This is a genomic window from Verrucosispora sioxanthis (assembly GCF_010560025.1).
Taxonomy (GTDB): domain Bacteria; phylum Actinomycetota; class Actinomycetes; order Mycobacteriales; family Micromonosporaceae; genus Micromonospora; species Micromonospora palythoicola.
On the sequence record NZ_SAIY01000002.1, the window covers coordinates 699,177 to 724,989 of the forward strand.

Consider the following 25,813-nt stretch of genomic DNA (forward strand, 5'->3'; position numbering starts at 1 on the left):
GGCAGATGACCGCGCGGTTCCACGTACCGCTCCGGCCGCTCTGGCTGTGTCGAGCCTGCGCCGCACCGTGGCCCTGCGCCACCGCCCGGCTGGCCCTTCTCGCCGAGTACCGGGACAGCCACGTGGCCCTGTCGATCTACCTGGCCGGGATGCTGTACGACGCCGTCGACGACCTGTACCGCCTCAACCCGCACGACGCACCGAAGCCGGCCGCGCTGCACGACCGATTCCTCGGCTGGGCCGCGCCCCGCGCACCCCGCCCACAACCCACCGACTGACCGCCCGGCCGCCCGGCCGTCGGGCCGTCGGCGACGACCTGTCAGGTACCGATTGGTCGTACGCTCGCACCTCATGACGACCGTCCCCGCCGACCGGCCTTGCTCCGACGACGAGCCGGCGGTGGTCGAGGAACTGGGCGCAGCGGCCACCGCCGAGGAACTGGGCGCAGCGGCCACCTCCCCGGAGTCTGTGGCGGAGGCGGAGCGGATCCAGCAGGAGTTGCGGCAGCGCCTCGACCTGGATGACTGCGTGGACGTCGCGCCGAGGCTGGTCGCGGGTGTGGACGTGTCGTACCACAAGGACTCGCCCCGGATCGTCGCCGCCGCTGTGGTCATCGACCTGGCCGACGGTGCCGAGGTGGAGTCAGCCGTGGTACCCGGCCAGGTGAGCTTCCCGTACGTGCCGGGGCTGCTGGCCTTCCGGGAGGTGCCGATCCTGTTGACGGCGCTGGGCCGGCTCGACCACCAGCCCGAGGTGGTGGTCTGCGACGGGTACGGCGTCGCCCATCCCCGGCGGTTCGGGCTCGCCTGCCACCTGGGCGTGCTGACCGGGCTGCCCACCTTCGGGGTGGCGAAGACGCCCTTCGTCGGTGCGTACGACGAGCCGGGCACCCGGCGGGGCGACTGGTCGCCGCTGCGCGAGGGCGACGAGGTGCTGGGTCGGGTGCTGCGTACCCAGACCGACGTCAAGCCGGTGTTCGTCTCGGTCGGTCACCGCACCAGCCTCGACCTGGCGACCACGATCACGCTCGATCTGAGCCGCCGCTACCGCCTGCCCGAGGTGATCCGCCGAGCCGACTTCCTCTCCCGCCAAGCCCTCCGCTGACCGGGAAATGTCCAAGATCTCGACGCACCTGGGGGAAATCTCACCAGCAGTGGACCGGGACGGCGGGCGACGACAGCATTACGGCATGTCGGATGCGTACGTCGTGGGCCAGCCGGACGGGCTGTCGCCGCTACAGGTCGAGCTGCGCGACGCCATCGCCCGCGAGTTGCACGCACAGCTCGCACTGCGGTCCGAGCGCATCGAGCTGTCCGATGTACCGGAGGTCGCCTACCAGGTCACCCTGCGGGTGAGCGACACCCTGCACCGGCCGCTGTCGGCCCTAGATCCAAGCTGAGACGGCAGCATGGTGGCCATGGGTGCGCGCCTCACCGCAGCATCGGCGGAACATCGACAGATCCAGGTCACGGGTCAGTCTGCGGTGTAGAGACGCGTGGGGTCGGCGAGGATCACGTCGGACCGGTGGCGGCTGGCCGCCCACAGGTCATCGGTGAACCCCGCGCCACTGGCCAGCAGCAACCGGGTGTCCCGGGCGTCCAGACCAGGACGAGCGACGAGCAGGTCTCGCGCCCGGGCGAGCCGGTCCAGGTCAGCCAGGCCCAACATCCGCCCCCACTTGACTTCGCCGACGGCGAGCAGCGGGCGTGGCCCGTCGCCGAGTGGCGGCTCGCCGAGCGCGACGAGGTCCAGTTCCAGACTGGTCCGGCTGACCTGATCGACGAGAACGGCGGGACTCGCCTCGGCGGCGATGCCGCCAAACGTCTCGGGAGCGGCGAAACGTACTGCCCACTGCCGGACCACCTCTTCGAACGACGGACCGAGCACCGCGCTGGCGTACCGCCGCTGGGAACGTCGCCAGACCTCCGGGCCCCGCCGCTGCTCCAAGGCCGTCCAGGCCGGCCGCATGACCGCCTGATAGAAGGTAATCAAGGGCTCGTTGATGCGGTAACGGCTACGGCCGCTACGCAGCGGGTCCGGCTCCCGAACCAGGAGACCGGCATCCTCCAGCACGGTGAGCGGGTGGTGCAGGTCAGTGCTCTTGCGCCCGATGAAGCCAGCGATCCCGCCGCGCGTGCCGTTCCCCTCGGCCACCGCCGCGAGAACGGAGTGATAGAGCGCCGCGTCCCGCAGATCCGGATCCTCAGCGAGGAGGTACCGCGCCTCGCGGAAGAGCGGCCGGGCGGGATTCAGCACGGCACGCACCACCCAGTCATCGAAGTCGTCAGGCCCTTCCGGTGCGTCGTCCTGGACGTACTCCCGGCGATAGGCCGGTGTGCCACCCACGATTGCGAACACCTTGGCCGCGAGCAACGGATCACTGACCTCCCAGAAGGCCGCGGCCGCCCGATAGTCGAGGGGAGCGACCGGCAGTTCGAGCCCGGCCCGCCCCCGGAGCGGCGCGGAGCCGGCCAGCAACCCGCCCATGAAGGAAAGCGCGGAGCCGCACAGTAGAAGGCGGGTATGCGAGCCGGTCCGCTCGGGTCGGCCCGGCGTGAACGCATGCTGGATCACCGACGGCAGGTCGCGACTCGCCCGAGCCAGGTAGGGGAATTCGTCGATCACCACCGGGACCGGCCGAGACCGGCCCAGGGCCAACAGCGCGTCGACAGCACTCGACCAGTCCGCCAGGTGCACCGGACCTGGACTGTCCGTGTACCGGCCAAGCGCCTCCCCGAGCCGCCGAAGCGATTCCGTCGAAGTCGCCTCGGTAGCCCCGAAGTAGAAGCCGCCCGTGGCGCGAGCCAACTCGTACAGCAGGAGGGTCTTCCCTTGCCGGCGGCGTCCGCTGACCACGCCCAACGTGGCGCCGGGCCGTTCGTCGGTGGCGAACCGGGCCAACTCGGCCCACTCGACTTCTCGATCGAAGATCTCTGGAGGCTTGATGAGGCTCACGACCACCATCCTGCAAGATGTATAACCACAGTTATTATAAGTGCAGTTATACGTCTTGCGGGTCAGAGGCCGCCGTAGGAGTGCAGGCCCTCGAAGAAGATGTTCACGCCGAAGAGGTTCATCAGCACGGTCAGGAAGCCGAGGATGGCCAGCCAGGTGGCCGTGCTCCGGCGCACGCTCGGCGTGGCCCGGGCGTGCAGGTAGCCGGCGTACACCACCCAGGAGATGAACGCCCAGGTCTCCTTCGGGTCCCAGGCCCACGGGCGGCCCCAGGCCGCTTCGGCCCAGATCGCCCCGGCGATGACCGCGAAGGTGAAGATCGGGAACGAGAAGGCGTGCAGCACGAAGGTGAGCCGTTCCAGCCCGGCTGCCGCCGGCAGCCGCTTCGCCAGGGTGTACGGGAAGCTGCGCCTGCCGTCCTCGTAACCCGCCCGCATCAGGTACGCCGCCGCCGGCACCACGCCCAGCAGGAACAGACCGGACGCGAAGACGATCGTCGACACGTGCACGACGAACCAGTACGAGTTGAGCGCCGGCACCAGCGGCACGATCGGGGTGTAGAGCACCAGTTCGGCGGTGGCCACCAGCAGCACCATCACCAGCGTCAGGAACAGCCCGAGGCGGCGCAGGAACGGCCACTTCACCAGCACGGTCAGCCAGGCGGCGACCCCGATGAACGAGACCGTCAGCACGAACTCGTACATGTTGCCCCACGGCATCCGGTCGGCGGCGAGGCCGCGGGTGACCAGGGCCGCCAGGTGCAGCGCGGCGGCCACGGCGGTCAACCCGACCGCGATCCGACCGCCCAGCTCCGCCCGCCGCGCGGCGCGTCCGGCTCGACCGGCCGGGCCCACCACAGCGCCACCAGCCGTCACCGCAACGGTCGGGCCCGCGCCCACCCCCGCACCGACCAGCTCGCGGGACGGTGCCGCGACCGCCCTGGCGCGCGAGTTGCCCAGGGCGTACTCGACGGCGTGACTGATCATCGCCAGCAGGTACACCAGCGTGGCGATCGACACCAGCTGATCGGAGAGTGCGGACATCACTCGGCTCCTTCCCGTGCCCGGGCCGGCGCGCCCGGGTCGGTGCCGGCGTCACCGGATCGTCCACCGATCGCGGTGACCAGTTGGGCGAACTCGGCGGCGAACCCGGGATGCTCGGTACGCGGCAGACCAGCCACCTCGACCAAACTACTACCGCCCGTCGGAGATCCACCGCCGGGGTCACCCGGCGCAGCCGGCAGCAGCCGGACGAACACCCGCCGACGCCTGACGAACAGCGAACCCATCAGCCCCAGCACCAGCCCGATGGAGCTGACCAGCAGCAGCATCATGCCCGGGTCGTGCCGTACCGACAGCACGATGTACCGCTGCGTGCCCACGAACTCGACGGTGGTGCCGTCGTCCAGCGTCCAGCTCTCCCCGATCCGCAGTTGCTTCGCGCCGATCTCGGTGAGCCGGCCGTTGCGTACCTGACGCTGGTCGAGCTGGTAGACCGAGCCGGGGATGCCGGCGTCGAGTCCCAGGTTCCCCCGGTACGCCACCAGGTCGAGCAGCGGATTCTGCTCGGTCGGATGCTCCGAGCGGACGAACGGCGGTTGCTGCGGTGCGGTCGGCAGGTAGAGCCCGGAGAAGGCCACCTGGAGGTCCGGGTTCCGCTCGCCGGTCTCCGGGTCGACGTTGGCGTCCGGGAAGGCGGCCAGTCCCTCACCGGTCAGCCCGATGTCACCGGTGGTGAGGAACGGCACGGCGCTGGTCTGCGTACGGCCGAACCGGTCGGTGTACCGGATCACCGGGGCGTAGCCGTGCCCGAGCAGGTAGACGTTCGCGCCGTCGAGGCGCAACGGTGAGTTGACCGAGAACTCGGCCTGGCGCGGCGCGCCGCCGTCCTCGTCCACGGTCACCTTCGCGTTGAACGAGGACGCCTGGCCGTTCGGCAGGAACTGCGCGTCGAACTCGTCCAACTGCATGCAGAACCGGGGCAGGTCGTCACCGACGCGCGGTCCGAACTTGGCCTCGGCGTACTGCTGGCGGGTGTTGCAGAAGACCTGGTCCGCTCCGGCGACCAGCAGCCGGTTGCCGTGCCAGCCGTACCAGGAACCGAGCGCGACACCGACCAGCACCAGCACCATCGAGCTGTGGAAGATCAGGTTGCCGGTCTCCTTGAGGTAGCCCTTCTCGGCGGAGACCTCGTCGCCGCGTACCGCCACCCGCCACCGCCGTCGCCGCAGCGTCTCCGCGACCGCCGCCGCGCCGCCCGCGGGCGCGGGCACCACCGCGTGCTGCGGCAGTCGCTCCAACCGCTTCGGTACGGCCGGCGGCCGGGCCCGCAGCGCCCGGACGTGGTCGCGCAACCGGGGCGTGATACACCCGATCAACGAGGTGAACAGCAGCAGGTAGATCGCGGAGAACCAGACCGAGCTGAACGCCTCGAACGCGCCCACCCGGTCGAGCAGCGGAGCCAGGTCGGGGTTGGCGGTGTAGAAGTCGCGTACGTCCTCCGGGTTGACCCCACGCTGCGGCAGCACCGACCCGGGGATCGCGGCGATGGCGAGCAGGAAGAGCAGCACCAGCGCCGTACGCATGCTGGTCAGCTGCCGCCACGAGTTGCGCAGCAGAGCGAGCAGCGGGTTGGGGCGGCGTCGGGGTGCCTCGGCCGGGGTGGCGGGCCGGTCATCCACGGCGGTCATCAGATGCCCACCTCGAAGTTGCCCACCCCGACGGTGGTCTGCAACCAGATCACCACGTTGGTCCAGCCGCCGGTGACCAGCGCCAGCCCGATCAGGATCAGCAGCGCCCCGCCGATCCGGGTGACCCAGCGGCTGTGCCGACGCACCGTCCGGAAGACCCCCAGCAGGCGGTTGAAGCCCAACCCGAAGACGACGAACGGCAGGCCCAGCCCGAGGCAGTACGCCACCGCCAGCACCACCGCCCGGTCGGTCTGCCCACTGGTGGTGGCCATGCCGAGCACCGCGGCCAGGGTGGGACCGGTGCACGGCACCCAGCTCAGCGCGAACACGGCACCGAGCACGGGCGCGCCGAGCAGCCCGGCGGCGGGTAGCCGGTTGATCCGGAACTCACGCTGGAACCCGGGCAGCGCACCGAGGTAGCCCAGACCGAGCACGACGATGAGCCCGCCGACGATGATCTCCAGCGTCCGTTCGTGGTCGAAGAAGACCCGGCCGACCCCGCTGAACAGGACCGCGGTGGCGGTGAACACGACGGTGAAGCCGGCGATGAACAGCAGCGTCCCGGCCAGCACCCGGCCCTTCACCGCTGGGACGACCCGGCTGCGCTCCCGTACGGCCGCGCCGACGCCACCGCCACCTGGTGACTCCGCTGGCGTCGGCTCCTGCCGACCTTCGAGGTCCGTGCCGGCCAGGCCGGTGACGTACGAGAGGTAGCCGGGCATCAGCGGCAGCACGCACGGCGACAGGAAGCTGACCAGACCGGCCAGCGCCGCCGCGCCCAACGCCAGCAGCAACGGGCCGGACTCGGCGAGCTGACCGAATGTCCCGCCCATCAGCGCTGACCGGCCGGGGCGGGTGTCTCGGCGGCGATCCGCTCGACGATGGGTTGCAGCCCCTCCTGCCGGACCGCCGCCCGGATCACCGTGGCGATGCGGCCCTCCCGGTCCAGCACGACGGTGGCCGGGATGGTGTTCGGCGGGATGTCCATGTCGAGGGCGAGCCGGCTGCCCGGGTCGAAGATGCTCGGGTAGCTGACCCGGCCCTCCTCGAAGGCGATGGCCTTGTCCCGGCTGTCCTGCACGTTGATGCCGAGGAAGGTCACCCCGGAGTCCTTCGTCGCCTGGTAGGTGTTCTCCAGGTCGTCGGCCTCGGCCCGGCACGGCGCACACCAGGAGCCCCAGAAGTTGACCACCACGACGTTGCCCCGCTGGTCGGCCACGTCGTAGGAACCACCGGCCAGCAGCTCACCGGCGATCTTCGGGGCGGCGGAGCGCTGCTCCGGGGCGCACTCGACGATGCCGCCAGCGCTGTCGCAGGCGGACTCCCTACCGTCGGCCGTGCAGCCGGTCAGGACCACCGCGGCGGTCGCGGTGGCGAGCAGGCCAGCGGCCAGCCTCCCGGCACCCATCTCAGGCCCCCTTGGCCGTCCGCGCGGTCGGCGACATCGCCACCAGGTGCGCGGCCGGCTCGGAGTAGCCGATGCCGACGATCTTGGCGCCGTCGAAGTGGAACGTGGTGAGCGAGGCCAGTCCGCACTGCCGGCGACGTGGGTCGTGCCACAGCCGCTTGCGCTCCACGTAGCGGCGCAGCGTCCAGATCGGCAGCTGGTGGGAGACCAGGACGGCCTCCCGGCCCTCGGCGGCGATCCGGGCGGCGTGCAGCGCGGCGAACATCCGCTCGGCGATCGCCCGGTACGCCTCGCCCCACGACGGGGTCACCGGGTCACGCAGCACCCACCAGTTGCGCGGGTCGCGGAAGGAACCGTCGCCGGGCGAGACCTTCTTGCCCTCGAACCAGTTGGCGCTCTCGATCAGTCGCTCGTCCACCCCGACCGGCAGCCGGAACTGGGCGGCGATCGGCTCGGCGGTCTGCTGGGCGCGTTCCAGCGGGCTGGCCGCCACGTGCACGACCTCGCGTTCGGCGAGCCCCTGCGCGGCGGCCTTGGCCATCTGGACGCCCAGTTCGCTGAGGCGGAAACCAGGCAGGCGGCCGTAGAGGATGCCCTCCGGGTTGTACACCTCGCCGTGCCGAAGCACATGGACCACCGTCTTGCCCATTGCTACCCCCCGTGACCTGCCGCTGCCGCCGCGTTGGCCGCCGTCGGCAGCGCGCCGGCGAGCTGTTCCAGGGCGGCATCGTCGATCGCCGCCGAGACGAACCAGGACTCGAACGCGCTCGGCGGCAGGTAGACCCCGGCGGCGAGCATCGCGTGGAAGAACGCCTTGAACGCCGGCACCTGCTGGGTGCGGGCGCTGTCGTAGTCGACCACGTCGGCGTCGGTGAAGAAGATCGAGAACATGTTGCCCGCGTACGACAGTCGGTGGGGGACCCCGGCGGCGGCCAGCGCGTCGCTGGCGAGCCTGCCCACTGTGGCGGCGGTGTCGTCCAGCCTGCGGTAGAGCGCGTCGTCGGCGAGCCGCAGCGTGGTCAGCCCGGCCGCGCAGGCGAGCGGGTTCCCGGAGAGGGTGCCGGCCTGGTAGACGGGGCCGGCCGGCGCCAGTCGCGACATGATCTCCGCGCGCCCGCCGAACGCCGCGGCGGGCAGCCCACCGCCCATGACCTTGCCGTACGTCCACAGGTCCGCCTCGACCGGGTCGAGTCCGTGCCAGCCGGCGCGGGAGACCCGGAACCCGGTCATCACCTCGTCGACGATCAGCAGTGCGCCGTGCGCGTGGGCGATCCGGGCCAACTGGGCGTTGAACCCGTCGCGGGGAGCGACCACACCCATGTTGCCCGGCGCGGCCTCGGTGATCACGGCGGCGATGTGCTGGCCCTCGGCGGCGAAGGCCGCCTCGACGGCGGTCACGTCGTTGTAGGGCAGCACGATCGTCTCACCGGCCGCCGCGCCGGTGACTCCCGGCGAATCGGGCAGGCCCAGGGTGGCCACGCCGGAGCCGGCGGCGGCCAGCAGCGCGTCGACGTGCCCGTGGTAGCAGCCGGCGAACTTGATGATCTTCGAACGGCCGGTGTGACCACGGGCCAGGCGGATCGCCGACATGGTCGCCTCGGTGCCCGAGTTGACCAGCCGGACCTGCTCGACCGGGGTACGCGCGACGATCTCGTCGGCCAGCTCGACCTCGCCGGGGGTGGGCGTACCGAAACTGGTGCCGTTGGCGGCGGCGGCCTGCACGGCCGCGACCACCTCGGGGTGGGCGTGGCCCAGGATCAGCGGGCCCCAGGAGCAGACCAGGTCGACGTAACGGCGACCGTCCGCGTCATGGAGCCACGGGCCCTCACCCCGGACCATGAAGCGTGGGGTGCCGCCGACCGCCCGGAAGGCGCGCACAGGTGAGTTCACCCCGCCCGGCACGATGGCGCAGGCGCGGTCGAACAGGGCCGCTGAGGCCGGCGCGTCGACCGGGTAGCGGTCGGATCCGGCGGTAAACACCTCGGTCACGATGCCGCCATTGTGTCAGCGCCCGGCTGCGGATCGGCAGCCACCCCGGCTTGGGGTTACCGGGCTCACCCCCGGCACGCTGCGCCGGGACGGCACGCCTCGACAGGCCGGGCGACGGAGATCGCGATAGGCTGACCCGGTGGATCGTGCCGAACTGTCCATCACCGTACACCGGACGGGCGACGAAGCAGTGCTGCGCCTTGCCGGTGAGATCGACATGCAAACGGCCGCCCAGCTGTCGACCGTCGTCAACGAGGTTCTCACCGAGCCCCCGCCCCGGATCGTGCTGGATCTCGCGGGCGTAACGTTCTGCGATTCGCAGGGTCTGGGCACCCTGGTCGTCCTCAGCCGCAAGGCCAGCCACGCCCAGAGCCTGCTCGTGCTGACGAACGTCGGCGAGTTCCTGCTCCGCGTCCTGGACATCACCGGCCTACGCAGCGCCCTGATGATCCGCAACGACACCCCCACCCCCTAACCCCGTCCCACCCCCGCAGACCCTTGTTGATCATGAGGTTAGCGGCGATCTTGATCTTTGAAAGTGCCGCTAACCTCATGATCAACGCGGTCGGGGGTGGGGTGGGATGGGTGGGTTAGTCGGGGGTGGTGCCCCAGCGGGCTTGTTCCAGGAGGGTTACGGCGCGGGAGTGGGCGTCGGGGGCGTCGGTGTCGCGGAGCAGGGTGGTGGCCTCGTCGACGGCGTTGGTGAGCAACCGCCACTGGGCGTCGCGCTCGCGGACCATCTCGGACTGCGCGGCCAGTTGGCGGGTCTTGGTCCACAGCTCGACGAAGACGGAGACCTTGGCCCGCAGCACCCAGGGGTCGAACGGCTTGGTGAGGTAGTCCACCGCACCGACCGCGTAGCCGCGCAGGGCCAGTTGAGCGTCCCGGTCGGCAGCGGTCAGGAAGATGATCGGGACGTGCCGGGTACGCTCCCGCCGCTTGATGTGGCTGGCCGTCTCGAACCCGTCCATGTCCGGCATCTGGGCGTCCAGCAGGATCACCGCGAAGTCGTCCACGAGCAACTGCTTCAGCGCCGCCTCACCGCTCTCCACGGCGACCGACTGCACCGGCAGCCCCTGGAGGATCGCCTCCAGGGCCATCAGGTTCTCCCGGCGATCATCGACCAGCAGCGCCTTCGCCACCTGCGTCACGAGCCCTCCTCGGTACGGCTGCCACTGATCCAGGTCCCCATCAGCTCGATCAGTTGGTCCAGGTCGACCGGCTTGGTGATGTAATCGCTGGCTCCGGCCGCGATCGCCGACTCCCGGTCGCCCGGCATCGCCTTCGCGGTCAGGAAGACGATCGGCAGGTCCGCGAACCGGTGGTTACGCCTGATCTGCCGGGTTGTCTCGTATCCGTCCTGATCGGGCATCATCGCATCCATCAGGACGATATCGACCTCCGGGTGTTCGGCCAACAGACGAACCCCGTCGGCGCCGTTGTCGGCGTACAGCACGGTCATGCCGTGCAGTTCGAGCGCGCTGGTCAACGCGAAGACGTTACGCACGTCGTCGTCGACGATCAGCACGGTCGCACCGTCCAGCTGACGGGTCTTCGGTGCCTCGGGTGCCTCCGACAGCAGCTCCATCGGCGGCATCAGCAGCGAGGACGGCAGCCCCGCCCGCTGCGGTGACGGCGGGGCGGGTGCCACCACCGCGTCCGGCGCCAGCACGTCGGGCAGGTAGAGCGTAAACGTCGATCCCTGACCGGGTGCCGAGGCGACCGTGATGGTGCCACCGATCAACCGGGCCAGATCGCGACTGATCGACAGGCCCAGCCCGGTACCGCCGTACCGGCGGCTGGTGGTCCCGTCCGCCTGCTGGAACGCCTCGAAGATCAGCGACAGCTTGTCGTCGGAGATCCCGATGCCGGTGTCGATCACCGTGAAGGCGATCACCTGTCGGGCGTTCGTCAGCGCCGGCACGTCGAACACCGCGTGCTCCGGCGCTCGGGAGATGCGCAGGGTCACCGCACCGTTGTCGGTGAACTTCACCGCGTTCGACAGCAGGTTGCGCAGCACCTGCTGGAGCCGCTGCGCGTCGGTCACCACGGCCGGCGGCAGGTCCTTGCCGATGCGTACCTGGAAGTCCAGGCCCTTCTCCTCGGCCTGCGGGGCGAACGCCTGCTCCACGTAGGTGCAGATCTCGGTGAACCGGACCTCGGTCGGCTCGACGTCCATCCGCCCGGCCTCGATCTTGGACAGGTCCAGGATGTCGTCGATCAGGCGTAGCAGGTCCGACCCGGAGCCGTGGATCGTGCGGGCGAACTCGATCTGCTTCGGCGTGAGGTTCTGCTCCGAGTTCTCCATCAGCAGCCGGGCCAGCAGCAGCAGCGAGTTCAGCGGCGTACGCAGCTCGTGGCTCATGTTCGCCAGGAACTCCGACTTGTACGCCGAGGCCCGGGTGAGCTGCTGCGCCTTGTCCTCCAGGCCCAGCCGGGCCAGTTCGATCTCCCGGTTCTGGGTCTCGATGTTCGCCTTCTGCTCCGACAGCAGCTTGGCCTTGTCCTCCAGCTCGGCGTTGGTCCGCTGCAACTCCGCCGACTGCTCCTGCAACTCGTGCGCCAGCCGCTGCGACTGGGCCAGCAGTTCCTCCGTACGCCGGTTCGCCTGGATGGTGTTGACCGCGATGCCGATGGTGGAGACCAGCCGCTCCAGGAACGACAGGTGCAGCTCGGAGAAGGGTGTGACGGTGGCGAACTCGATCACGCCGAGCAGCTCACCCTCGAACAGGACCGGCAGGATGACCAGGTCCGCCGGTGGGGTGTCGGCCAGCCCGGACCGCAGCGTGATCCGGCCGTCCGGTACGGCGCCGACCCGGATGGTGCGCCGGGACAGCGCGGCCTGCCCGACCAGCCCCTCGCCCGGTCCGAAGGTCACGTCGTGCCCCCGGGACACATAGCCGTACGAGGCGGTCAACCGCAGCCGCATCACGCCCTCGGAGTTGTCCACCAGGAAGAACGCGCCGAGCTGCGCGTCGACGAGCGGAGTGACCTCCTGCATGATCATCCGGCAGACCTCGCCGAGATCACGCTGACCCTGGAGCAGCCCGCCGATGCGGGCCAGGTTGGAGTCGAGCCACCCCTGCTCGGCGTTCTTGTGGGTCGTCTCCCGCAGGGTGACGATCATCTGGTTGATGTTGTCCTTCAGCTCGGCGACCTCACCCTGGGCCTTCACCGCGATCCGTTGGGTGAGGTCGCCCCGGGTCACCGAGGTCGAGACCCGGGCGATCGCCCGGAGCTGGGTGGTGAGCGTCGAGGCGAGCTGGTTGACGTTCTCGGTGAGGTCACGCCAGGTGCCGGAGACCCCCTTGACCTGCGCCTGACCACCCAGCTTGCCCTCGGTGCCCACCTCCCGGGCCACCCGGGTCACCTCGTCGGCGAACGACGACAACTGGTCCACCATCGTGTTGACGGTGTTCTTCAGCTCCAGGATCTCGCCCTGCGCGTCGACCGTGATCTTCTGCGACAGGTCACCGTTGGCCACGGCGGTGGTGACCGAGGCGATGTTGCGCACCTGGCTGGTCAGGTTCGACGCCATCGAGTTCACGTTGTCGGTCAGATCCCGCCAGGTGCCGGCGACGCCGCGTACCTGGGCCTGACCGCCCAGCTTGCCCTCGGTGCCCACCTCCCGGGCCACCCGGGTCACCTCGTCGGCGAACGACGACAGCTGATCCACCATCGTGTTCACCGTCGACTTCAACTCCAGGATCTCACCCCGGGCATCCACGGTGATCTTCTGGCTCAGGTCGCCCTTGGCCACCGCCGTGGAGACCTGGGCGATGTTGCGCACCTGGGCGGTCAGGTTCGACGCCATGGAGTTCACGTTGTCGGTCAGATCCCGCCACGTACCGCTGACGCCCTTGACCTGCGCCTGACCGCCGAGGTTGCCCTCGGTGCCCACCTCACGGGCCACCCGGGTCACCTCGTCGGCGAACGACGACAGCTGATCCACCATCGTGTTCACCGTCGACTTCAACTCCAGGATCTCACCCCGGGCATCCACCGTGATCTTCTGCGACAGGTCACCGCGCGCGACGGCCGTGGTCACCGAGGCGATGTTCCGCACCTGGCTGGTCAGGTTCGACGCCATCGAGTTCACGTTGTCGGTCAGATCCCGCCACGTACCGCTGACGCCCTTGACCTGCGCCTGACCGCCCAGCTTGCCCTCGGTACCCACCTCACGGGCCACCCGGGTCACCTCGTCGGCGAACGACGACAACTGGTCCACCATCGTGTTGACGGTGTTCTTCAGCTCCAGGATCTCGCCCCGGGCGTCGACAGTGATCTTCTGGCTCAGGTCGCCCTTGGCGACGGCGGTGGAGACCTGGGAGATGTTGCGGACCTGGCTGGTCAGGTTGCCGGCGAGCTGGTTGACGTTCTCGGTGAGGTCACGCCAGGTGCCGGAGACGCCGCGTACCTGGGCCTGACCGCCCAGCTTGCCCTCGGTACCCACCTCACGGGCCACCCGGGTCACCTCGTCGGCGAACGACGACAACTGGTCCACCATCGTGTTGACGGTGTCCTTGAGTTCCAGGATCTCGCCCTGCGCGGCCACGGTGATCTTCTGCGACAGGTCACCCCGGGCGACCGCCGTGGAGACCTGAGCGATGTTGCGCACCTGGGCGGTCAGGTTCGACGCCATCGAGTTGACGCTGTCGGTCAGGTCCTTCCAGGTGCCCGCGACGCCCGGCACCTCCGCCTGGCCACCCAGCTTGCCCTCGGTACCCACCTCACGAGCCACCCGCGTCACCTGCTCGGCGAAGAGACGCAGCGTGTCGGTCAGCGAGTTCATCGTGTCGGCCAGCTCGGCGACCTCGCCGCGAGCACTGACGGTGATCTTCTGGGAGAGGTCACCCTTGGCCACCGCGGTCGCCACCTGGGAGATCGACCGCACCTGACCGGTCAGGTTCGACGCCATGGTGTTCACCGAGTCGGTGAGGTCCTTCCAGGTGCCGGCGACGCCACGGACGTCGGCCTGGCCACCCAGCTTGCCCTCGGTGCCCACCTCCCGGGCCACCCGGGTCACCTCGTTGGAGAACGACGAGAGCTGGTCGACCATGGTGTTGACCGTGCGGCCGATGCGCAGGTACTCACCACGCAGCGGGCGACCGTCGATCTCCAGCGCCATGTGCTGGGTGAGGTCACCGTCGGCGACCGCCACGATGACCCGGGCGATCTCGGTGGTGGGCCGGCCCAGGTCGTCGATCAGCGAGTTGACCGCCCGCTGACCCTCCGCCCAGGAGCCGTCCAGCCCCTCCTCGTCCAGGCGCTCGGTCAGCCGGCCGTCGCGGCCCACGACCCGACTGATCCGGCGCAGGTCCAGGTGCTGCCGCTCCTGGAGCGACACCACGTCGTTGAAGGCGTCCGCCACCTCACCGGCCGCGCCCGAGCGCCGGGGCAACCGCACCTTGAGGTCACCGCCCCGGACCCGCCGTAGCGCCTCCGCCAGCTCGGTGAGGACCGCATCGTGGTCGGCGGCGGAGGTCTCCGCGGTCACCGACTGTTTCGCCGTGGTCATCATTCCTCGCTCACCTCGGGGTCCACCGGCTCCCACCGGCCACCCCATCATTGTCCCCGTGACCTCGAAAACGCCACGGCACGGCGCCGTCCGACGGCAAAGAGCCGGTGGTGATCGGCTTGGCAGCGGCGGAGTGTCGGTGGAGGATACGAGGGTGTCAGCGGAGGCGGGGCCCGCGACGAGGACGGGCCCAGACGAGCACGTGCGGCGCGTCCGGCTTCCCGCCGACCGCCGTACGCCGGCCGCCGCCCGCGCGGTCGTGCGGTCCGTGCTCGCGGAGGCGGACCTGGACGAACTGCTCAACGAGGCACTCCTGTTGACCACCGAATTGTCCACGAACGCGGTCGAGCACGCCCGCACCGAACTGGACATCGAGGTCACCGCCGACCAGGCGGGGCTGACCGTGACGGTCTCCGACTTCGCCGCCGGCCCGGTCGACGAGCTGACCGTCGGGGTACGCAACCTGGCCACCGACATCGCCGAGGTCGCCGAGCGGGGGCGCGGGCTGCTGCTGGTCGACCACTTCGCCAGCCGCTGGGGCACCACCTATCTGCGCACCGGCAAGGGTGTGTGGTTCCGGCTGGACCGAGCCGATCGCAGGGGGAAGGGGCCCACCACCCCCGCACCACCGGCGAGCGCCACGCAACCGGACGGCGCCGGACAGACCGCCGTACCCAGCGCCGGCGCGATGAACGCGCTGATGCAGACCACCCCCGACCCGTACGCCGAGGATCCGCTGCCGGACTTCGCCGCCGGCCTGCTGACCCGGGTGGCGGAGATGGTCGGTGCCGCCGGTGGCGTGGTGCGGCTGGACCGCGGCGACGGCCAGGGTGCCCAGGTCCTCGCCCGGTACGGCCGTCAGCCCCGGGCCGGCAACGACCTGCTCCGGGTGCCGTTGGCCGTGCACCGCCCGTACGCCGGTGAGCTGGAACTGGACGCCGCGCCCACCGCGTACGCCCAGCCGCTGGCGATGCTGACCGCCGAGCGGCTCTCGCTGCACCTGGAGAACGACCGGCTGCGCCGGGCGGACGTACGCCGGCAGGCCTGGCTGACCTTCCTCGCCGAGGCCAGCGAGCTGCTCGCCCAGTCGCTGGACGTGGAACTGACCATGGCGCTCGTCCCGCAGCTGGTGGTGCCCCGGCTCGGCCAGTGGTGCGCGGTGCACACCACCGACGAGTGGGGCCGGCTCCGGCTCGCGGCGGCCAGCCACGCCGACGAGTCGATGCTGCCGCAGCTGCACGCCTCGCTCCGCGAGGCCGGCCCGGATTCCGTCCTGGCCCGGCTGCGTGAGGCCAGCCGCAACGGCACCCGCACCCCGCTCGGTGCGCCGATGGAGGGCTTCGCCGTACCGTTGATCGCCCGTGGGCAGCGCCTCGGCACGCTGGCGGTCGGACGCCACCAGCGGCACCGGCAGGACCCGGACGAGATCGCCGTGCTGGAGGACGTGGCCCGGCGGGCGGCACTCGCCATCGAGAACGCCCGGATCCACGCCGAGCGCCGCCGGGTCGCCCAGACCCTGCAACAGTCGTTGCTGCCGCCGGTCCTGCCGGTGGTCGAGGGCATCGGCTTCGCCGCCGAGTACGTGCCGACCGGCGGGGACGTCGACGTCGGCGGCGACTTCTACGACGTGGTGCCGCTGCCGGACGGGCGCTGGCTGGTGGTGATCGGCGACGTCTCCGGCAAGGGCGTGCAGGCGGCGGCGGTCACCGGGCTGGTGCGAGACGTGATCCGGGTGCTGGCCGGCGACGGCAAGCCGCTGCCCGAGGTGCTGGCCCGGCTCAACGAGACGCTCGTCGAGCGGGGTGCCGGCCGCTACTGCACGCTGGCGTTGGCGGCGGTCGGGCCGGGCGAGGGCGACCAGCTCGACGTCGGGCTGCACCTGGCCGGGCACGACCGGCCGGTGCTGCTGCGGTCCAGCGGCGGTCCGGCCGCCTTCGTCGGCACCGGTGGCACCGCCCTCGGGCTGCTCGACGCGATCGCCTCGCCCACCGCGCAGCTCAGTCTTGAGCCGGGCGACTGCCTGGTCTTCTACACCGACGGGGTGACCGAGCGTCGCCGGGGTCGGGAACTGTTCGGCACCGGGCGGCTGCGCGACGCCGCCGCGCCGCTGGCCGGCTACTCGGCGGACGTGGTGGCGGCCCGGTTGCGCGCCACCGCGATCAACTTCTCGGTCGAGGAACCCCGCGACGACATCGCCATCCTCGTCCTGCGCAACGACGCGCTGCCGGACCGGTGATTCGGCCTAGAGGCCGCCGGGGAGGCGGCCGGGGGCGAGGCGGTGGGTGGGGTCCAGGTGCTGCTTGACGGCGCGTAGCTGGGCCAGGTCGGCGCGCTCGCCCCACAGGTCGACGGTGCGGCGGACGGCCGGCGGGGCGGCGAGCACCACGCACCGACCCTGTCGGGCGAGCAGCACGCCACGCACCGCGGCCAGGATCGACGCGACCCGGCTCGGGGCCATCGCCCCGGGCAGGGCGGCGTGCACCACGCCGAGCCCGGCCGAGCCGCGTACCGGCACCGGGCCGCCGGCCGCGTCACGCAGGGCGTAGACCGCGGCGTGCAGGTCGATCATCGGCACCTCCAGTCGCAGTGCCGTGTCGCCGGGGCGAAGGGATAGCTGCGCCACCAGGGAGGTGCCGTGCGGGCGACCGTCGCGCGGGAGCCGAGGAGACCGACCAGCCGGTCGGTCCGCTCCGCCACCTCCGCGGGGCCGCCCTCAAGCAGCACCACGAGCGAACCGGTGCCCGCCGGGCCGGTCGGCACGCGCCCGGTCATCGACGGGTGCAGCGCCATCGACTCGGCGCGGCGGTCCCGCCGGGGCCGGCAACCGGACCCGACCGGCAGGTCCAGCTCGATCGCGGCCGGGTCGAGCCGGGCGGCGAGCACCGCCTGGATCAGATCGTGCACCTCCAGTGGGGTCCACACCGGTCGGGTCACCCACACCCGCGCGGCCGGCACCGCCTGCACCCGCAGCGTCGCGCCGACCAGCACGCCGAGCGCGCCCTCCGAGCCGCACAGCAGCCGTGCCTCGGCCAGCCCGGCCGCTCCACCACCCGCCTCGGCCAGCTCACCGTCGGCGGCCAGGTAGCGCAGGCCGACGAGCTGGTCGCAGGCGGTGCCGTGCCGGTGCCGCAGCGGGCCGGCCTCGTCCGCCGCCAGCACCCCGCCGAGGGTGGCGCCCGGTGAGGGCGTCCAGCGCCAGCCGCCGGCCGGTGCGCTCCAGGATGGCCTGAACCGCGCGCAGCGGTGTACCGGCGCCGATCTCGGCCGTGCCCCGGTCCGGGGCCTGATGGCCGATGCCGGCCAGTCTCCCGGTGTCGAGCATGATGTCGACCCGCTCGGGCGGCGCACCCCAGTCGATCTTGGTGCCGGCCCCGCGCGGCACCACGCTCAGGTCGTGCCGGGCGGCCAGCCGGAGCACCTGCGCGGCGGCGTGCGGGCCGCCGGGCACGGCCACCCAGCGGGCGGTGCTGCCGGCCACTTCGTCGGCGGGGCCGGCGAGGCGGGCGAAGCGCGGACCGCAGATCTCGGCCAGTCGGCGGGTGATGTCGCGGACACCGGACGCACCGGCGGGAGGGGGTGGCACCATGCCGGCGATCGTACATGTGTTCGAACGATCAGAGGTGGAATTGCGCCGCGCCACATGTCGCTACGGCCGGTAACGTGACGCCGTGACCACCGAGACCCCCGTTCCCGCGGCCAGGCGGGTGCCGACCGAACGTGTCCACCACGGCGACACCGTCGTCGACGAGTACGCCTGGCTCGCCACCAAGGACGATCCGGAAACGATCAAGTATCTGAACGCCGAGAACGCCTGGACCGAGGCCCGGACGGCACACCTGTCCGGGCTGCGTACGGAGTTGTTCGAGGAGATCCGGCGACGGACCCAGGAGACCGACCTGTCCGTGCCGACCCGCAAGGGCCAGCACTGGTACTACACCCGCACGGTCCAGGGCCAGCAGTACGGCGTGCACTGCCGCCGGGCGGTCCACCCCGACGAGACCACCCCGCCGATCAGCGCCGACGGTGCTCCGCTGGACGGCGAGCAGGTGCTGCTGGACGGCAACCAACTGGCCGAAGGACGCGACTTCTTCTCGCTCGGTGCCTTCGACATCAGCCCCGACGGGCGCTACCTGGCCTACTCCACCGACTTCTCCGGCGACGAGCGGTTCACCCTGCGGGTCAAGGACCTGAGCACCGGTGAGCTGCTGCCCGACGAGATCCCCGGCACCTTCTACGGCACCGCGTGGTCCGCCGACGCCTCGGTGCTGTTCTACGTCACGGTGGACGAGGCGTGGCGACCCAACCGGGTCTGGCGACACGTGATCGGCACCGCCGCCGACGACGACGTGGTGGTGCACGCCGAGGACGACGAGCGGTTCTGGGTCGGGGTGGAGCTGACCCGCTCGGAGCGGTTCGTCCTCATCGACATCGCCAGCAAGCTCACCAGCGAGGTGCGGGTGATCCCGGCCGGCAACCCGACGGGCGAGCCAGCGGTGATCGCGCCCCGCCGGCAGGGTGTCGAGTACTCGGTGGAGCACCATGGTCACCGGTTCCTGATCCTGCACAACGACGACGCCGAGGACTTCGCCCTCGCGTACACCTCGGCCGACGCCCCGGGCGACTGGGTGCCGCTGATCGAGCACTCCCCGGGCACCCGACTGGAGTCGGTCGACGCCTTCGCCGACCACCTGGTCGTCTCGGTACGCAGCAACGGCCTGACCGGGCTGCGGGTGCTGCCCGTCGGCGGCGGCGACGCCCACGACATCGAGTTCCCGGAGCCGCTGCACACGGTCGGCCTGGACGCCAACCCCGAGTACCGCACCGGGCGGCTGCGGCTGCGCTACACCTCGCTCGTCACGCCCGACTCGGTGTACGACTACGACCTGGTCACCCGCGAGATGACGCTGCTGCGCCAGCGACCGGTGCTGCCCGGGCCGGACGGTCAGGTGTACCGGTCGGAGGACTACGAGCAGCAGCGCGACTGGGCGCTCGCCGACGACGGCACCAAGGTGCCGATCTCCCTGGTCTACCGGCGCGGCACCCCCCGGGACGGTTCGGCGCCCTGCGTCATCTACGGCTACGGCTCGTACGAGGCGAGCATGGACCCGTGGTTCTCGGTCGGCCGGCTGTCCCTGCTGGACCGTGGGGTGATCTTCGCGGTGGCGCACATCCGGGGCGGCGGCGAGCTGGGTCGCCGGTGGTACGACCACGGCAAGATGCTCGCCAAGAAGAACACCTTCACCGATTTCGTGGCCTGTGCCCGGCACCTGGCCAAGGCCGGCTGGACGGCACCGGACCGGCTGGTCGCCCGGGGTGGCTCGGCAGGCGGGCTGCTGATGGGCGCGGTGGCGAACCTGGCACCGGACGCCTTCGCCGGCATCGTCGCGCAGGTGCCGTTCGTGGACGCGCTCAACACGATCCTGGACCCGTCGCTGCCGCTGACGGTCACCGAGTGGGAGGAGTGGGGCAACCCGCTGGCCGACCCCGAGGTGTACGCGTACATGAAGTCGTACACGCCGTACGAGAACGTCGCCGCGCTGGACTATCCCGCGATCCTCGCGATGACCAGCCTCAACGACACGCGGGTGCTCTACCACGAGCCGGCGAAGTGGATCGCCCGGCTGCGGGCGGTCGCCCCGCAGGGTGACTACCTGCTCAAGACCGAGATGGAGGCGGGCCACGGCGGGCCGAGCGGGCGCTACGACGCCTGGCGGGAGGAGGCGTTCATCAACGCCTGGACCCTGGACCGCCTCGGCCGCGCCTGACCGTCGACCGGCCTGGTGTCTCAGTGACGCGATCGCGTCGCCGGGGCATCAGGCCGGGCCGTCTGCTCCGCCTCGGGACGAGGACCGAGTCCGCTGCCGATCACGACCGTCCAGAGCAGGAACGGGAGCACGGCCACCCGTTCCATCCCGCCAACGCCGAAGCCGAGATCCACCTGCCCGAGAAAGAGCAGCGTTCCGGCGACCCCGGTCAGGCCGAGCAGGAGATTGACCCGACGGGCCGGACCGATCACCGCTGACCGCTGGGGCAGCGCCGCGAGCAGCAGCGCGCCGTTGCCCGCACCGAACACCAGCAACGCGGCCAGGAAGTGCAGATTCTCGTCGACGTCCGCCGGGTGAACGCCGGCCAGCACATACCCGCCGGCAGCGGTCAGCGCCGCGAGCTGCACGGCCCGTACGGCCGCACCACGACCGAGCGTCGACCAACTGAGCAGCAGACCGGCGACGATGAGGAGCCCGGTGGCGATCATCGCGCCGTTCATCAGCGGATGCCAGGGCGAGCAGACCGGACGCGGCCGGCTGCTGTCCCAGACGCCACAGGCGACGTTCCCGAGGTCACTGATGTTGTGGGTACGCCAGTCGTATGGCGGCTGCCGCCATCCCCGCGCGGTCACCGCGATCCCGGCGGCGAACAGCGGCGCGGCGAGCAGCAGGGCGTAGGAACCCAGGCGATGCACAGGCATGCGTCCACTTCAGCCGATGCCGTGGCGCGGGCGCACTACCGCTGCGCCGAGGACCGAGGTAGTGCTGGCCATACCCGGGACACGGTGTCCAGCGGGCTGGGACAGCCCTGGTCGGATCACTAGCGTCGGCGGCATGACATCAGCCGCGCCGACCCATCTCGCCCAGGCCCTGCGGCAGCCTCGTTACGCGCTCACCGGCTGGCCGTGGCGTGCGCTGGCGTACCTGCTCACCAGCGTGCCGCTGGCCGGCGTGCTCTCACTCGGGCTGCTCGTCCTGCTGGCACCACTTGTCGCCGCCACGAACGCGGCACGGCAGGGCCGGCCCGTGCCGCTGGCGCTCACCGTCTTCCTGACCGTCGGCGCGCTGCTGATCGTGGCGCTGGCACCGCTGCTCAGCGTGCCGGTGGCGGCGTTCGAACGTTACCGGCTCGGTCTGGTCGACGATCGGCACCTGCCCGCGGTGCCCTGGCTTGGTCTCGTCGCCCGCTATACCACCGGCACCGCCTGGCGGGAGGCTGCCTACCTGTTCTTCCTCGGCGGCCTGGTCCCGGCCGTGTACTGGCTGTTCACCATGCTGGTGCTGTTGGACGCCGTGTTGATCGTCAGCCCGTTCCTGGTCGCCAACGGCGACCAGGTGGTCCTGCTCTGGGCCACCCCTGACACGGCTGTCGAGGCGGTCCCGCACGCGATCGTCGGGGTGCTGCTCGTGCCGGTCCTGTGGTACGCGGCCGGGGCCCTCGCCACCGCGCAGGGCACCGTCGCGCGGTGGCTGCTCCGGGGCGCTCCGGACGGGCTCGCGCTGCGCGAAGTGACCCGGTCGCGCGCCCGGTTGGTCGACGCGTACGAGGCGGAGCGCCGACGCATCGAACGTGACCTGCACGACGGTGCGCATCCCCGGCTGACCAGCCTCAGCCTCCAGATCGGTCTGGCCCGGCTGGACGTACCGCAGGACTCTCCGGCGGCTCGGCCCCTCGCCGTGGCGCACGAGCAGGCGAAGGGACTGATGGTGTTGCTCCGGCAGATCGTCCAGGGCATCCGTCCGCAGAGCCTCACCGACCTGGGGTTGGCCGGTGCGGTCCGGGAACTCGCCGACGAGGTGACCATTCCCGTCGAGGTGTACGCCGACCTGCGCCGCCCGGTACCGGAGACGGTCGAGACCACTGCGTACTTCGTGGTGTCGGAGGCACTCGGCAACGTCGCCCGACACGCCGAGGCGACCCGCGCCGAGGTCCGGCTCACCGACACCGGCACCGGGCTGGTCATCGAGATCAGCGACGACGGACGGGGCGGCGCGGACCCGGCGCGGGGCACCGGGTTGACCGGGCTCGCCGACCGGGTGGCCGCGGCCGAGGGTCGGTTGCTGCTGGCCAGCCCGCCGGGCGGACCCACGGTCGTCCGGGTGGAGCTACCGTGCAACGCGTGACCCGGGTCGTGCTCGCCGAGGACGAGGTGCTGCTGCGGGAGGGGTTGGTGGCCCTGCTCGCCCGCTTCGGCTTCGACGTGCTCGACGCAGTCGGTACCGCCCCCGCGCTCGTGGACGCCGTCCGGACGCACCGGCCGGACCTGGTGGTGACCGACATCCGGATGCCGCCCCGGCACCGCGACGACGGGCTACGCGCGGCGGTGGACCTGCGCGCCGAGCAGCCTGGTCTGGCCGTGGTGGTGCTCAGCCAGCACGTGCAGCCCGAGTACGCCGCCGCGCTGCTCGCCAGCGCCGACGGTCGGCGGGTCGGCTACCTGCTCAAGGACCGGGTCGCCGAGGTCACCGAGTTCGTCGACAACCTGCGTACCGTCGTCGGCGGCGGCACTGTTGTCGATCCGGACGTGGTCCGCCGGTTGCTGCACCGCCCCCGCGACCCGCTCGCCGACCTCTCTGCCCGCGAGCGCGAGGTGCTGGTGCTGGTCGCCGAGGGGCGGTCCAACGCGTCGATCGCCGGCCGCCTGCACGTCACCGAGGCGGCGGTCGGCAAGCACATCGGCAACATCCTGGCCAAGCTGGGCCTGCCGCCGGACGACGACACCAACCGCCGGGTGCTGGCGACGCTCACCTACCTGCGAGCCGGCGGCAGCTGACCGGTCAGGTAGCGCGCAGCTCCTCCAACGCCGTGTTGGACCGCAGGAAGAGCACTCCCAGCCCGACCACGGCCAGCACCGCGGCGGTCGCGCCGGCACCCTGCAACGCCAGTTGCTCCAGCGGTACGTCCGACCGGCGAGCGCCCGGGCTGAGGTCGCCGGTGAGCAGTCGGCCGATGGCGTACCCGACGCCGAGCGCGACAAGTACGGCGGGCACCACGGGAGCCAGCACCTGCCAGGCGATCGAGGTGCCGATGGTGGCCCGGGGCACGCCGGTCGCCACCAGGGCGGCGTAGGTCCGGCGGCGGGAGACGATCCCCTCCACCAGCGTGACGAGCAGACCGGTGGCGGCGATGGCCACCGCCACGGCCACGGCGAGGTCGACCAGATCCATGGTGTTCAGGTAGAAGGAGTCGGGCGAGCCGTCGCCACCGAAGCCGGCCAGCCGGTTCTGCTCCTGTTCCAGTTCGGCCCGGAGCTGGAACGAGGCTCGGAAGGCCGCCGCGCCGCCAGCGATGATCAGGGCGGCCAGCAGGGCGGCGAAGGTGCGGCTGCTGGCCCACGGGTCGTCGGTCAGCCGGCGGGCCGCCAGCAGGGCGGCCGGACGCCGGGCATGACGGTGCAGCGTCCGTCCGGCCAGGTGCGAGATCCAGCCGGCCCCGAAGATCACCCCCATCACCGCGCCGAAGATCCCGAGCATGACGACCAGGGCCAACCATTCGACGGCGGTGCCCTGGAACGCCCACTGGATCGGTTCGACCATCGCCGCCGCCAGCACGCCGAGCCCGATCAGCAGCGCCGGCCACGGCCGGGGCGACCCGGTGCGACCGGTCCGGCGGACCACGCCGAGCGGCGTGGTGGCGACCCGACGCAGCAGGACGGCGGTGGCCGCCGCGGCGAGCACCGGCAGACCGAGCACCACGATCGTCATCGCCGGCACCGGCGGCAACACGTCCGTGGGCAGGGCCAACTGACCGTTGGCGTCGGGACGGTGCAGCACCGACCGCCCGACGAGGTAGCCGGCCAGTCCGACGAGGGTGCCGACCAGGCCGGCGAGCCCGGTCTCCAGCATCGCCACCCGGGTCACCTGGCCGGGGTCGCGCCGGCCAGCCGGAGCGCGGCGAGCCGGCGGTCCCGCGCCGGCGCACCCAGCCGGGCGCTCTGCCCGGCCAGGGCGAGTACCGGGATGGTCAGCAGCACCAGCGCGAACGCCGTCCCACCGCGCAGCCCTGGCTCGCGCAGCAGCGCGTTCGCGTACTGCTCGGACTGCTGCCACGGGTCACCCGGCGGTTTCTGAATGGCCAGCACCGTCAGGGCGGCGAGCCCGGCGAGGCTGGCCAGCAGGGCGCTCAGCGCGGTCAACGCCACCCGGGCGGCGTCGGTGCGGTTGCCGGCCAGCGCCAGCCTGGTCAGGGTCGCGAGGCTCACCGGGAGCCGCCGGCGAGCGGCGCGTCGAGGCCCAGCCCGGTGTGGTCGATCACGCCGTCGCGCAGGACCACCTCACGATCGGCGTACGCGGCGATCCGTGGCTCGTGGGTGACCAGGACGACGCTAGTGTGCTGCTCCCGGGCCAACCTGACCAGTTGGGTGAGCACCTGCTCCCCGGCGAGGGTGTCCAGCGAACCGGTCGGCTCGTCGGCGAAGAGCACCCGTGGTTCGGTGACCAGTGCCCGGGCGGTGGCGCAGCGCTGCTGCTGACCGCCGGACATCTCGCCGGGGCGCACGTCGGCGCACTCCGCCACACCCAGCCGATCCAACCAGGTGAGCGCCGCCGTCCGTGCCGCTCGCCGCCCCGTGCCGGCGAGCAACAACGGAAGGGCGACGTTCTCCGCCGCGGTCAGCTCGGCGACGAGCTGACCGAACTGGAACAGCACCCCGAACTCGGTACGTCGCAGCCGGGACCGGGCCGCCTCGGACCAGGTGTCCAGCCGGTGCCCACGCCAGTGCACCTCGCCGGCGTCCGGCCGCAGGATGCCGGCGAGGCAGTGCAGCAGGGTGGACTTGCCGCAGCCGCTCGCCCCGGTCACCGCGACGATCTCCCCCTCGTCGATGTCGAGGGTGATGCCCCGCAGTGCGGGTGTGGGTCCGTACGACTTCACCAGTCCGCGAGCCTGAAGTTGCGTCACGAGTGCACCTCCCGGTGCCAGTCGGCGACCCGGTCCAGGGTGGTGTGCAACCACCGCAGGTCGGCGTCGAGATGGGCGATGGCGAAGTCGGCCGCCACGACGTCGTCGACGCTTGCCGACGGGGCCGTCTTCAGCGCGGTCAGCTCACGCAGCCGCTCGGTGTGGGCACGCCGCTGCGCGACTAGGTACGCCCGCGCCCGGTCCACGTCGGCCACCAGCAGCGCCACCACGACCTTCGCGAACAGCGGACTGTTCACGTACGGCATCGGTGGCTCGACGCTGCTGAGCCACCGGTCCAGCGTGACCCGCCCCTGCTCGGTGAGCGTGTACGCAGTCCGGTCCGGGCCGGCGAGGCGCTCCGGGCCGGTGGACGCCACCAACCCGTCCCGCAGCAGCCGACCCAGCGTCGCGTAGACCTGCCCGAACGCCAACGGGCGGGCCTGCGGCAGCCGGGTGTCGTGGGCCCGCTTCAACTCGTAACCGTGCATGGTGCCGGTGGCGAGCAGGCCCAACAGCAGGTGCGGTGTGGACACCAGGCCACTATTCACTGAGTGAATAGTGGCGTCAAGGTCGCTACGGGCGGGTCGCC

The 25,813-nt window shown here is 71.5% G+C and carries 25 protein-coding genes; 8 read left to right on the plus strand and 17 right to left on the minus strand.

The window, feature by feature from the left end; translation table 11 throughout:
* Nucleotides 1-5 precede the first annotated feature (5 nt).
* The 3 genes from ENC19_RS08385 to ENC19_RS08395 all read left to right on the plus strand — a co-directional run bounded on the left by ENC19_RS08385 (nt 6) and on the right by ENC19_RS08395 (nt 1,399).
* Complete coding sequence (locus ENC19_RS08385) at nt 6-278, plus strand: hypothetical protein (protein WP_164446552.1); 273 nt, start codon at nt 6-8, stop codon at nt 276-278.
* Between the two features lie 220 nt (nt 279-498).
* Nucleotides 499-1,104 carry an endonuclease V gene (locus ENC19_RS08390; RefSeq protein WP_235944622.1) on the plus strand — a complete coding sequence of 202 codons (606 nt, stop codon included), beginning with the start codon at nt 499-501 and terminating at the stop codon, nt 1,102-1,104.
* Between the two features lie 85 nt (nt 1,105-1,189).
* Nucleotides 1,190-1,399: a hypothetical protein gene (locus ENC19_RS08395; RefSeq protein WP_164446553.1), complete on the plus strand. Its 210-nt coding sequence runs from the start codon at nt 1,190-1,192 to the stop codon at nt 1,397-1,399.
* A 74-nt stretch (nt 1,400-1,473) separates the two neighbouring features.
* On the opposite strand, the gene ENC19_RS08400 is transcribed toward ENC19_RS08395, so the two are convergent.
* The 7 genes from ENC19_RS08400 to hemL form a co-directional block, all read right to left on the minus strand.
* Nucleotides 1,474-2,955, minus strand: a complete 1,482-nt coding sequence (locus tag ENC19_RS08400; RefSeq protein ID WP_281602413.1) for an AAA family ATPase — start codon at nt 2,953-2,955, stop codon at nt 1,474-1,476.
* Between the two features lie 62 nt (nt 2,956-3,017).
* Nucleotides 3,018-3,998, minus strand: a complete 981-nt coding sequence (ccsB, locus tag ENC19_RS08405) for a c-type cytochrome biogenesis protein CcsB (RefSeq protein WP_164446555.1) — start codon at nt 3,996-3,998, stop codon at nt 3,018-3,020.
* On the minus strand, nt 3,998-5,644 hold the full coding sequence (gene resB / locus ENC19_RS08410) for a cytochrome c biogenesis protein ResB (protein ID WP_164446556.1): 1,647 nt from the start codon (nt 5,642-5,644) through the stop codon (nt 3,998-4,000). The genes ccsB and resB overlap by 1 nt, the downstream gene beginning before the upstream one ends.
* Nucleotides 5,644-6,477, minus strand: a complete 834-nt coding sequence (locus ENC19_RS08415; protein ID WP_164446557.1) for a cytochrome c biogenesis CcdA family protein — start codon at nt 6,475-6,477, stop codon at nt 5,644-5,646. The genes resB and ENC19_RS08415 overlap by 1 nt, the downstream gene beginning before the upstream one ends.
* Nucleotides 6,477-7,052, minus strand: coding sequence for a TlpA family protein disulfide reductase (locus tag ENC19_RS08420; protein WP_164446558.1), 576 nt, complete (start codon nt 7,050-7,052; stop codon nt 6,477-6,479). The genes ENC19_RS08415 and ENC19_RS08420 overlap by 1 nt, the downstream gene beginning before the upstream one ends.
* A 1-nt stretch (nt 7,053) precedes the next feature.
* On the minus strand, nt 7,054-7,701 hold the full coding sequence (locus ENC19_RS08425; RefSeq protein ID WP_164446559.1) for a histidine phosphatase family protein: 648 nt from the start codon (nt 7,699-7,701) through the stop codon (nt 7,054-7,056).
* Nucleotides 7,702-7,703: 2 nt separating this feature from the next.
* Nucleotides 7,704-9,041: a glutamate-1-semialdehyde 2,1-aminomutase gene (hemL, locus tag ENC19_RS08430; RefSeq protein ID WP_164446560.1), complete on the minus strand. Its 1,338-nt coding sequence runs from the start codon at nt 9,039-9,041 to the stop codon at nt 7,704-7,706.
* Nucleotides 9,042-9,180: 139 nt separating this feature from the next.
* Here hemL and ENC19_RS08435 point away from each other — a divergent pair, with 139 nt between their 5' ends.
* Complete coding sequence (locus ENC19_RS08435; protein ID WP_164446561.1) at nt 9,181-9,516, plus strand: STAS domain-containing protein; 336 nt, start codon at nt 9,181-9,183, stop codon at nt 9,514-9,516.
* 115 nt (nt 9,517-9,631) lie between these two features.
* On the opposite strand, the gene ENC19_RS08440 is transcribed toward ENC19_RS08435, so the two are convergent.
* Complete coding sequence (locus tag ENC19_RS08440) at nt 9,632-10,192, minus strand: response regulator (protein WP_164446563.1); 561 nt, start codon at nt 10,190-10,192, stop codon at nt 9,632-9,634.
* On the minus strand, nt 10,189-14,559 hold the full coding sequence (locus ENC19_RS08445) for a hybrid sensor histidine kinase/response regulator (protein ID WP_164446564.1): 4,371 nt from the start codon (nt 14,557-14,559) through the stop codon (nt 10,189-10,191). Before ENC19_RS08445 ends, ENC19_RS08440 begins: the two co-directional genes overlap by 4 nt.
* 154 nt (nt 14,560-14,713) lie before the next feature.
* Here ENC19_RS08445 and ENC19_RS08450 point away from each other — a divergent pair, with 154 nt between their 5' ends.
* Complete coding sequence (locus ENC19_RS08450; protein ID WP_164446565.1) at nt 14,714-16,795, plus strand: SpoIIE family protein phosphatase; 2,082 nt, start codon at nt 14,714-14,716, stop codon at nt 16,793-16,795.
* 6 nt (nt 16,796-16,801) lie between these two features.
* Here the strand turns inward: ENC19_RS08450 and ENC19_RS31750 are convergent, their stop codons facing one another.
* The 3 genes from ENC19_RS31750 to ENC19_RS31760 are packed head-to-tail and all read right to left on the minus strand — an operon-like array spanning nt 16,802 to nt 18,145.
* Nucleotides 16,802-17,128, minus strand: coding sequence for an FAD-binding oxidoreductase (locus ENC19_RS31750; protein ID WP_408058060.1), 327 nt, complete (start codon nt 17,126-17,128; stop codon nt 16,802-16,804).
* A complete protein-coding gene (locus tag ENC19_RS31755) occupies nt 17,125-17,718 on the minus strand; it encodes an FAD-binding oxidoreductase (protein ID WP_408058061.1) in 594 nt (197 codons plus the stop codon). Before ENC19_RS31755 ends, ENC19_RS31750 begins: the two co-directional genes overlap by 4 nt.
* Complete coding sequence (locus tag ENC19_RS31760) at nt 17,624-18,145, minus strand: FAD-binding oxidoreductase (RefSeq protein WP_408058062.1); 522 nt, start codon at nt 18,143-18,145, stop codon at nt 17,624-17,626. The genes ENC19_RS31755 and ENC19_RS31760 overlap by 95 nt, the downstream gene beginning before the upstream one ends.
* A gap of 82 nt (nt 18,146-18,227) precedes the next feature.
* Between ENC19_RS31760 and ENC19_RS08460 the strand changes: the two genes are divergently transcribed.
* On the plus strand, nt 18,228-20,324 hold the full coding sequence (locus ENC19_RS08460) for a S9 family peptidase (RefSeq protein WP_164446566.1): 2,097 nt from the start codon (nt 18,228-18,230) through the stop codon (nt 20,322-20,324).
* Between the two features lie 20 nt (nt 20,325-20,344).
* Here ENC19_RS08460 and ENC19_RS08465 read toward each other — a convergent pair whose 3' ends face one another.
* A complete protein-coding gene (locus ENC19_RS08465) occupies nt 20,345-21,025 on the minus strand; it encodes a DUF998 domain-containing protein (protein WP_164446568.1) in 681 nt (226 codons plus the stop codon).
* Between the two features lie 133 nt (nt 21,026-21,158).
* On the opposite strand from ENC19_RS08465, the gene ENC19_RS08470 reads away from it, so the two are divergent.
* Together ENC19_RS08470 and ENC19_RS08475 are read left to right on the plus strand one after the other, a co-directional pair.
* Complete coding sequence (locus ENC19_RS08470; RefSeq protein ID WP_164446569.1) at nt 21,159-22,448, plus strand: sensor histidine kinase; 1,290 nt, start codon at nt 21,159-21,161, stop codon at nt 22,446-22,448.
* Nucleotides 22,436-23,098 carry a response regulator transcription factor gene (locus ENC19_RS08475; protein WP_164446570.1) on the plus strand — a complete coding sequence of 221 codons (663 nt, stop codon included), beginning with the start codon at nt 22,436-22,438 and terminating at the stop codon, nt 23,096-23,098. The genes ENC19_RS08470 and ENC19_RS08475 overlap by 13 nt, the downstream gene beginning before the upstream one ends.
* Before the next feature lie 4 nt (nt 23,099-23,102).
* Here the strand turns inward: ENC19_RS08475 and ENC19_RS08480 are convergent, their stop codons facing one another.
* The 4 genes from ENC19_RS08480 to ENC19_RS08490 are packed head-to-tail and all read right to left on the minus strand — an operon-like array spanning nt 23,103 to nt 25,757.
* A complete protein-coding gene (locus tag ENC19_RS08480; RefSeq protein WP_328824191.1) occupies nt 23,103-24,170 on the minus strand; it encodes an FtsX-like permease family protein in 1,068 nt (355 codons plus the stop codon).
* Nucleotides 24,171-24,181: 11 nt separating this feature from the next.
* Nucleotides 24,182-24,526, minus strand: coding sequence for a hypothetical protein (locus ENC19_RS29980; protein WP_235944547.1), 345 nt, complete (start codon nt 24,524-24,526; stop codon nt 24,182-24,184).
* The gene (locus ENC19_RS08485) at nt 24,523-25,224 is read right to left on the minus strand and encodes an ABC transporter ATP-binding protein (RefSeq protein WP_164446571.1); all 702 of its coding nucleotides are present in this window, start codon (nt 25,222-25,224) and stop codon (nt 24,523-24,525) included. The genes ENC19_RS29980 and ENC19_RS08485 overlap by 4 nt, the downstream gene beginning before the upstream one ends.
* Complete coding sequence (locus tag ENC19_RS08490) at nt 25,221-25,757, minus strand: PadR family transcriptional regulator (RefSeq protein ID WP_164446572.1); 537 nt, start codon at nt 25,755-25,757, stop codon at nt 25,221-25,223. Before ENC19_RS08490 ends, ENC19_RS08485 begins: the two co-directional genes overlap by 4 nt.
* Nucleotides 25,758-25,813: the final 56 nt, after the last annotated feature.

What these genes read in the sequence shown, in the direction of transcription:
- ENC19_RS08385 (WP_164446552.1), top strand. Translation starts at nt 6, where the DNA reads ATGACCGCGCGGTTCCACGTACCGCTCCGGCCGCTCTGGCTGTGTCGA.
- ENC19_RS08395 (WP_164446553.1), top strand. Translation starts at nt 1,190, where the DNA reads ATGTCGGATGCGTACGTCGTGGGCCAGCCGGACGGGCTGTCGCCGCTA.
- ccsB (WP_164446555.1), bottom strand. Translation starts at nt 3,998, where the DNA reads ATGTCCGCACTCTCCGATCAGCTGGTGTCGATCGCCACGCTGGTGTAC.
- resB (WP_164446556.1), bottom strand. Translation starts at nt 5,644, where the DNA reads ATGACCGCCGTGGATGACCGGCCCGCCACCCCGGCCGAGGCACCCCGA.
- ENC19_RS08415 (WP_164446557.1), bottom strand. Translation starts at nt 6,477, where the DNA reads ATGGGCGGGACATTCGGTCAGCTCGCCGAGTCCGGCCCGTTGCTGCTG.
- ENC19_RS08420 (WP_164446558.1), bottom strand. Translation starts at nt 7,052, where the DNA reads ATGGGTGCCGGGAGGCTGGCCGCTGGCCTGCTCGCCACCGCGACCGCC.
- ENC19_RS08425 (WP_164446559.1), bottom strand. Translation starts at nt 7,701, where the DNA reads ATGGGCAAGACGGTGGTCCATGTGCTTCGGCACGGCGAGGTGTACAAC.
- ENC19_RS08445 (WP_164446564.1), bottom strand. Translation starts at nt 14,559, where the DNA reads ATGACCACGGCGAAACAGTCGGTGACCGCGGAGACCTCCGCCGCCGAC.
- ENC19_RS31750 (WP_408058060.1), bottom strand. Translation starts at nt 17,128, where the DNA reads ATGATCGACCTGCACGCCGCGGTCTACGCCCTGCGTGACGCGGCCGGC.
- ENC19_RS31760 (WP_408058062.1), bottom strand. Translation starts at nt 18,145, where the DNA reads ATGGTGCCACCCCCTCCCGCCGGTGCGTCCGGTGTCCGCGACATCACC.
- ENC19_RS08465 (WP_164446568.1), bottom strand. Translation starts at nt 21,025, where the DNA reads ATGCCTGTGCATCGCCTGGGTTCCTACGCCCTGCTGCTCGCCGCGCCG.
- ENC19_RS08470 (WP_164446569.1), top strand. Translation starts at nt 21,159, where the DNA reads ATGACATCAGCCGCGCCGACCCATCTCGCCCAGGCCCTGCGGCAGCCT.
- ENC19_RS08480 (WP_328824191.1), bottom strand. Translation starts at nt 24,170, where the DNA reads ATGCTGGAGACCGGGCTCGCCGGCCTGGTCGGCACCCTCGTCGGACTG.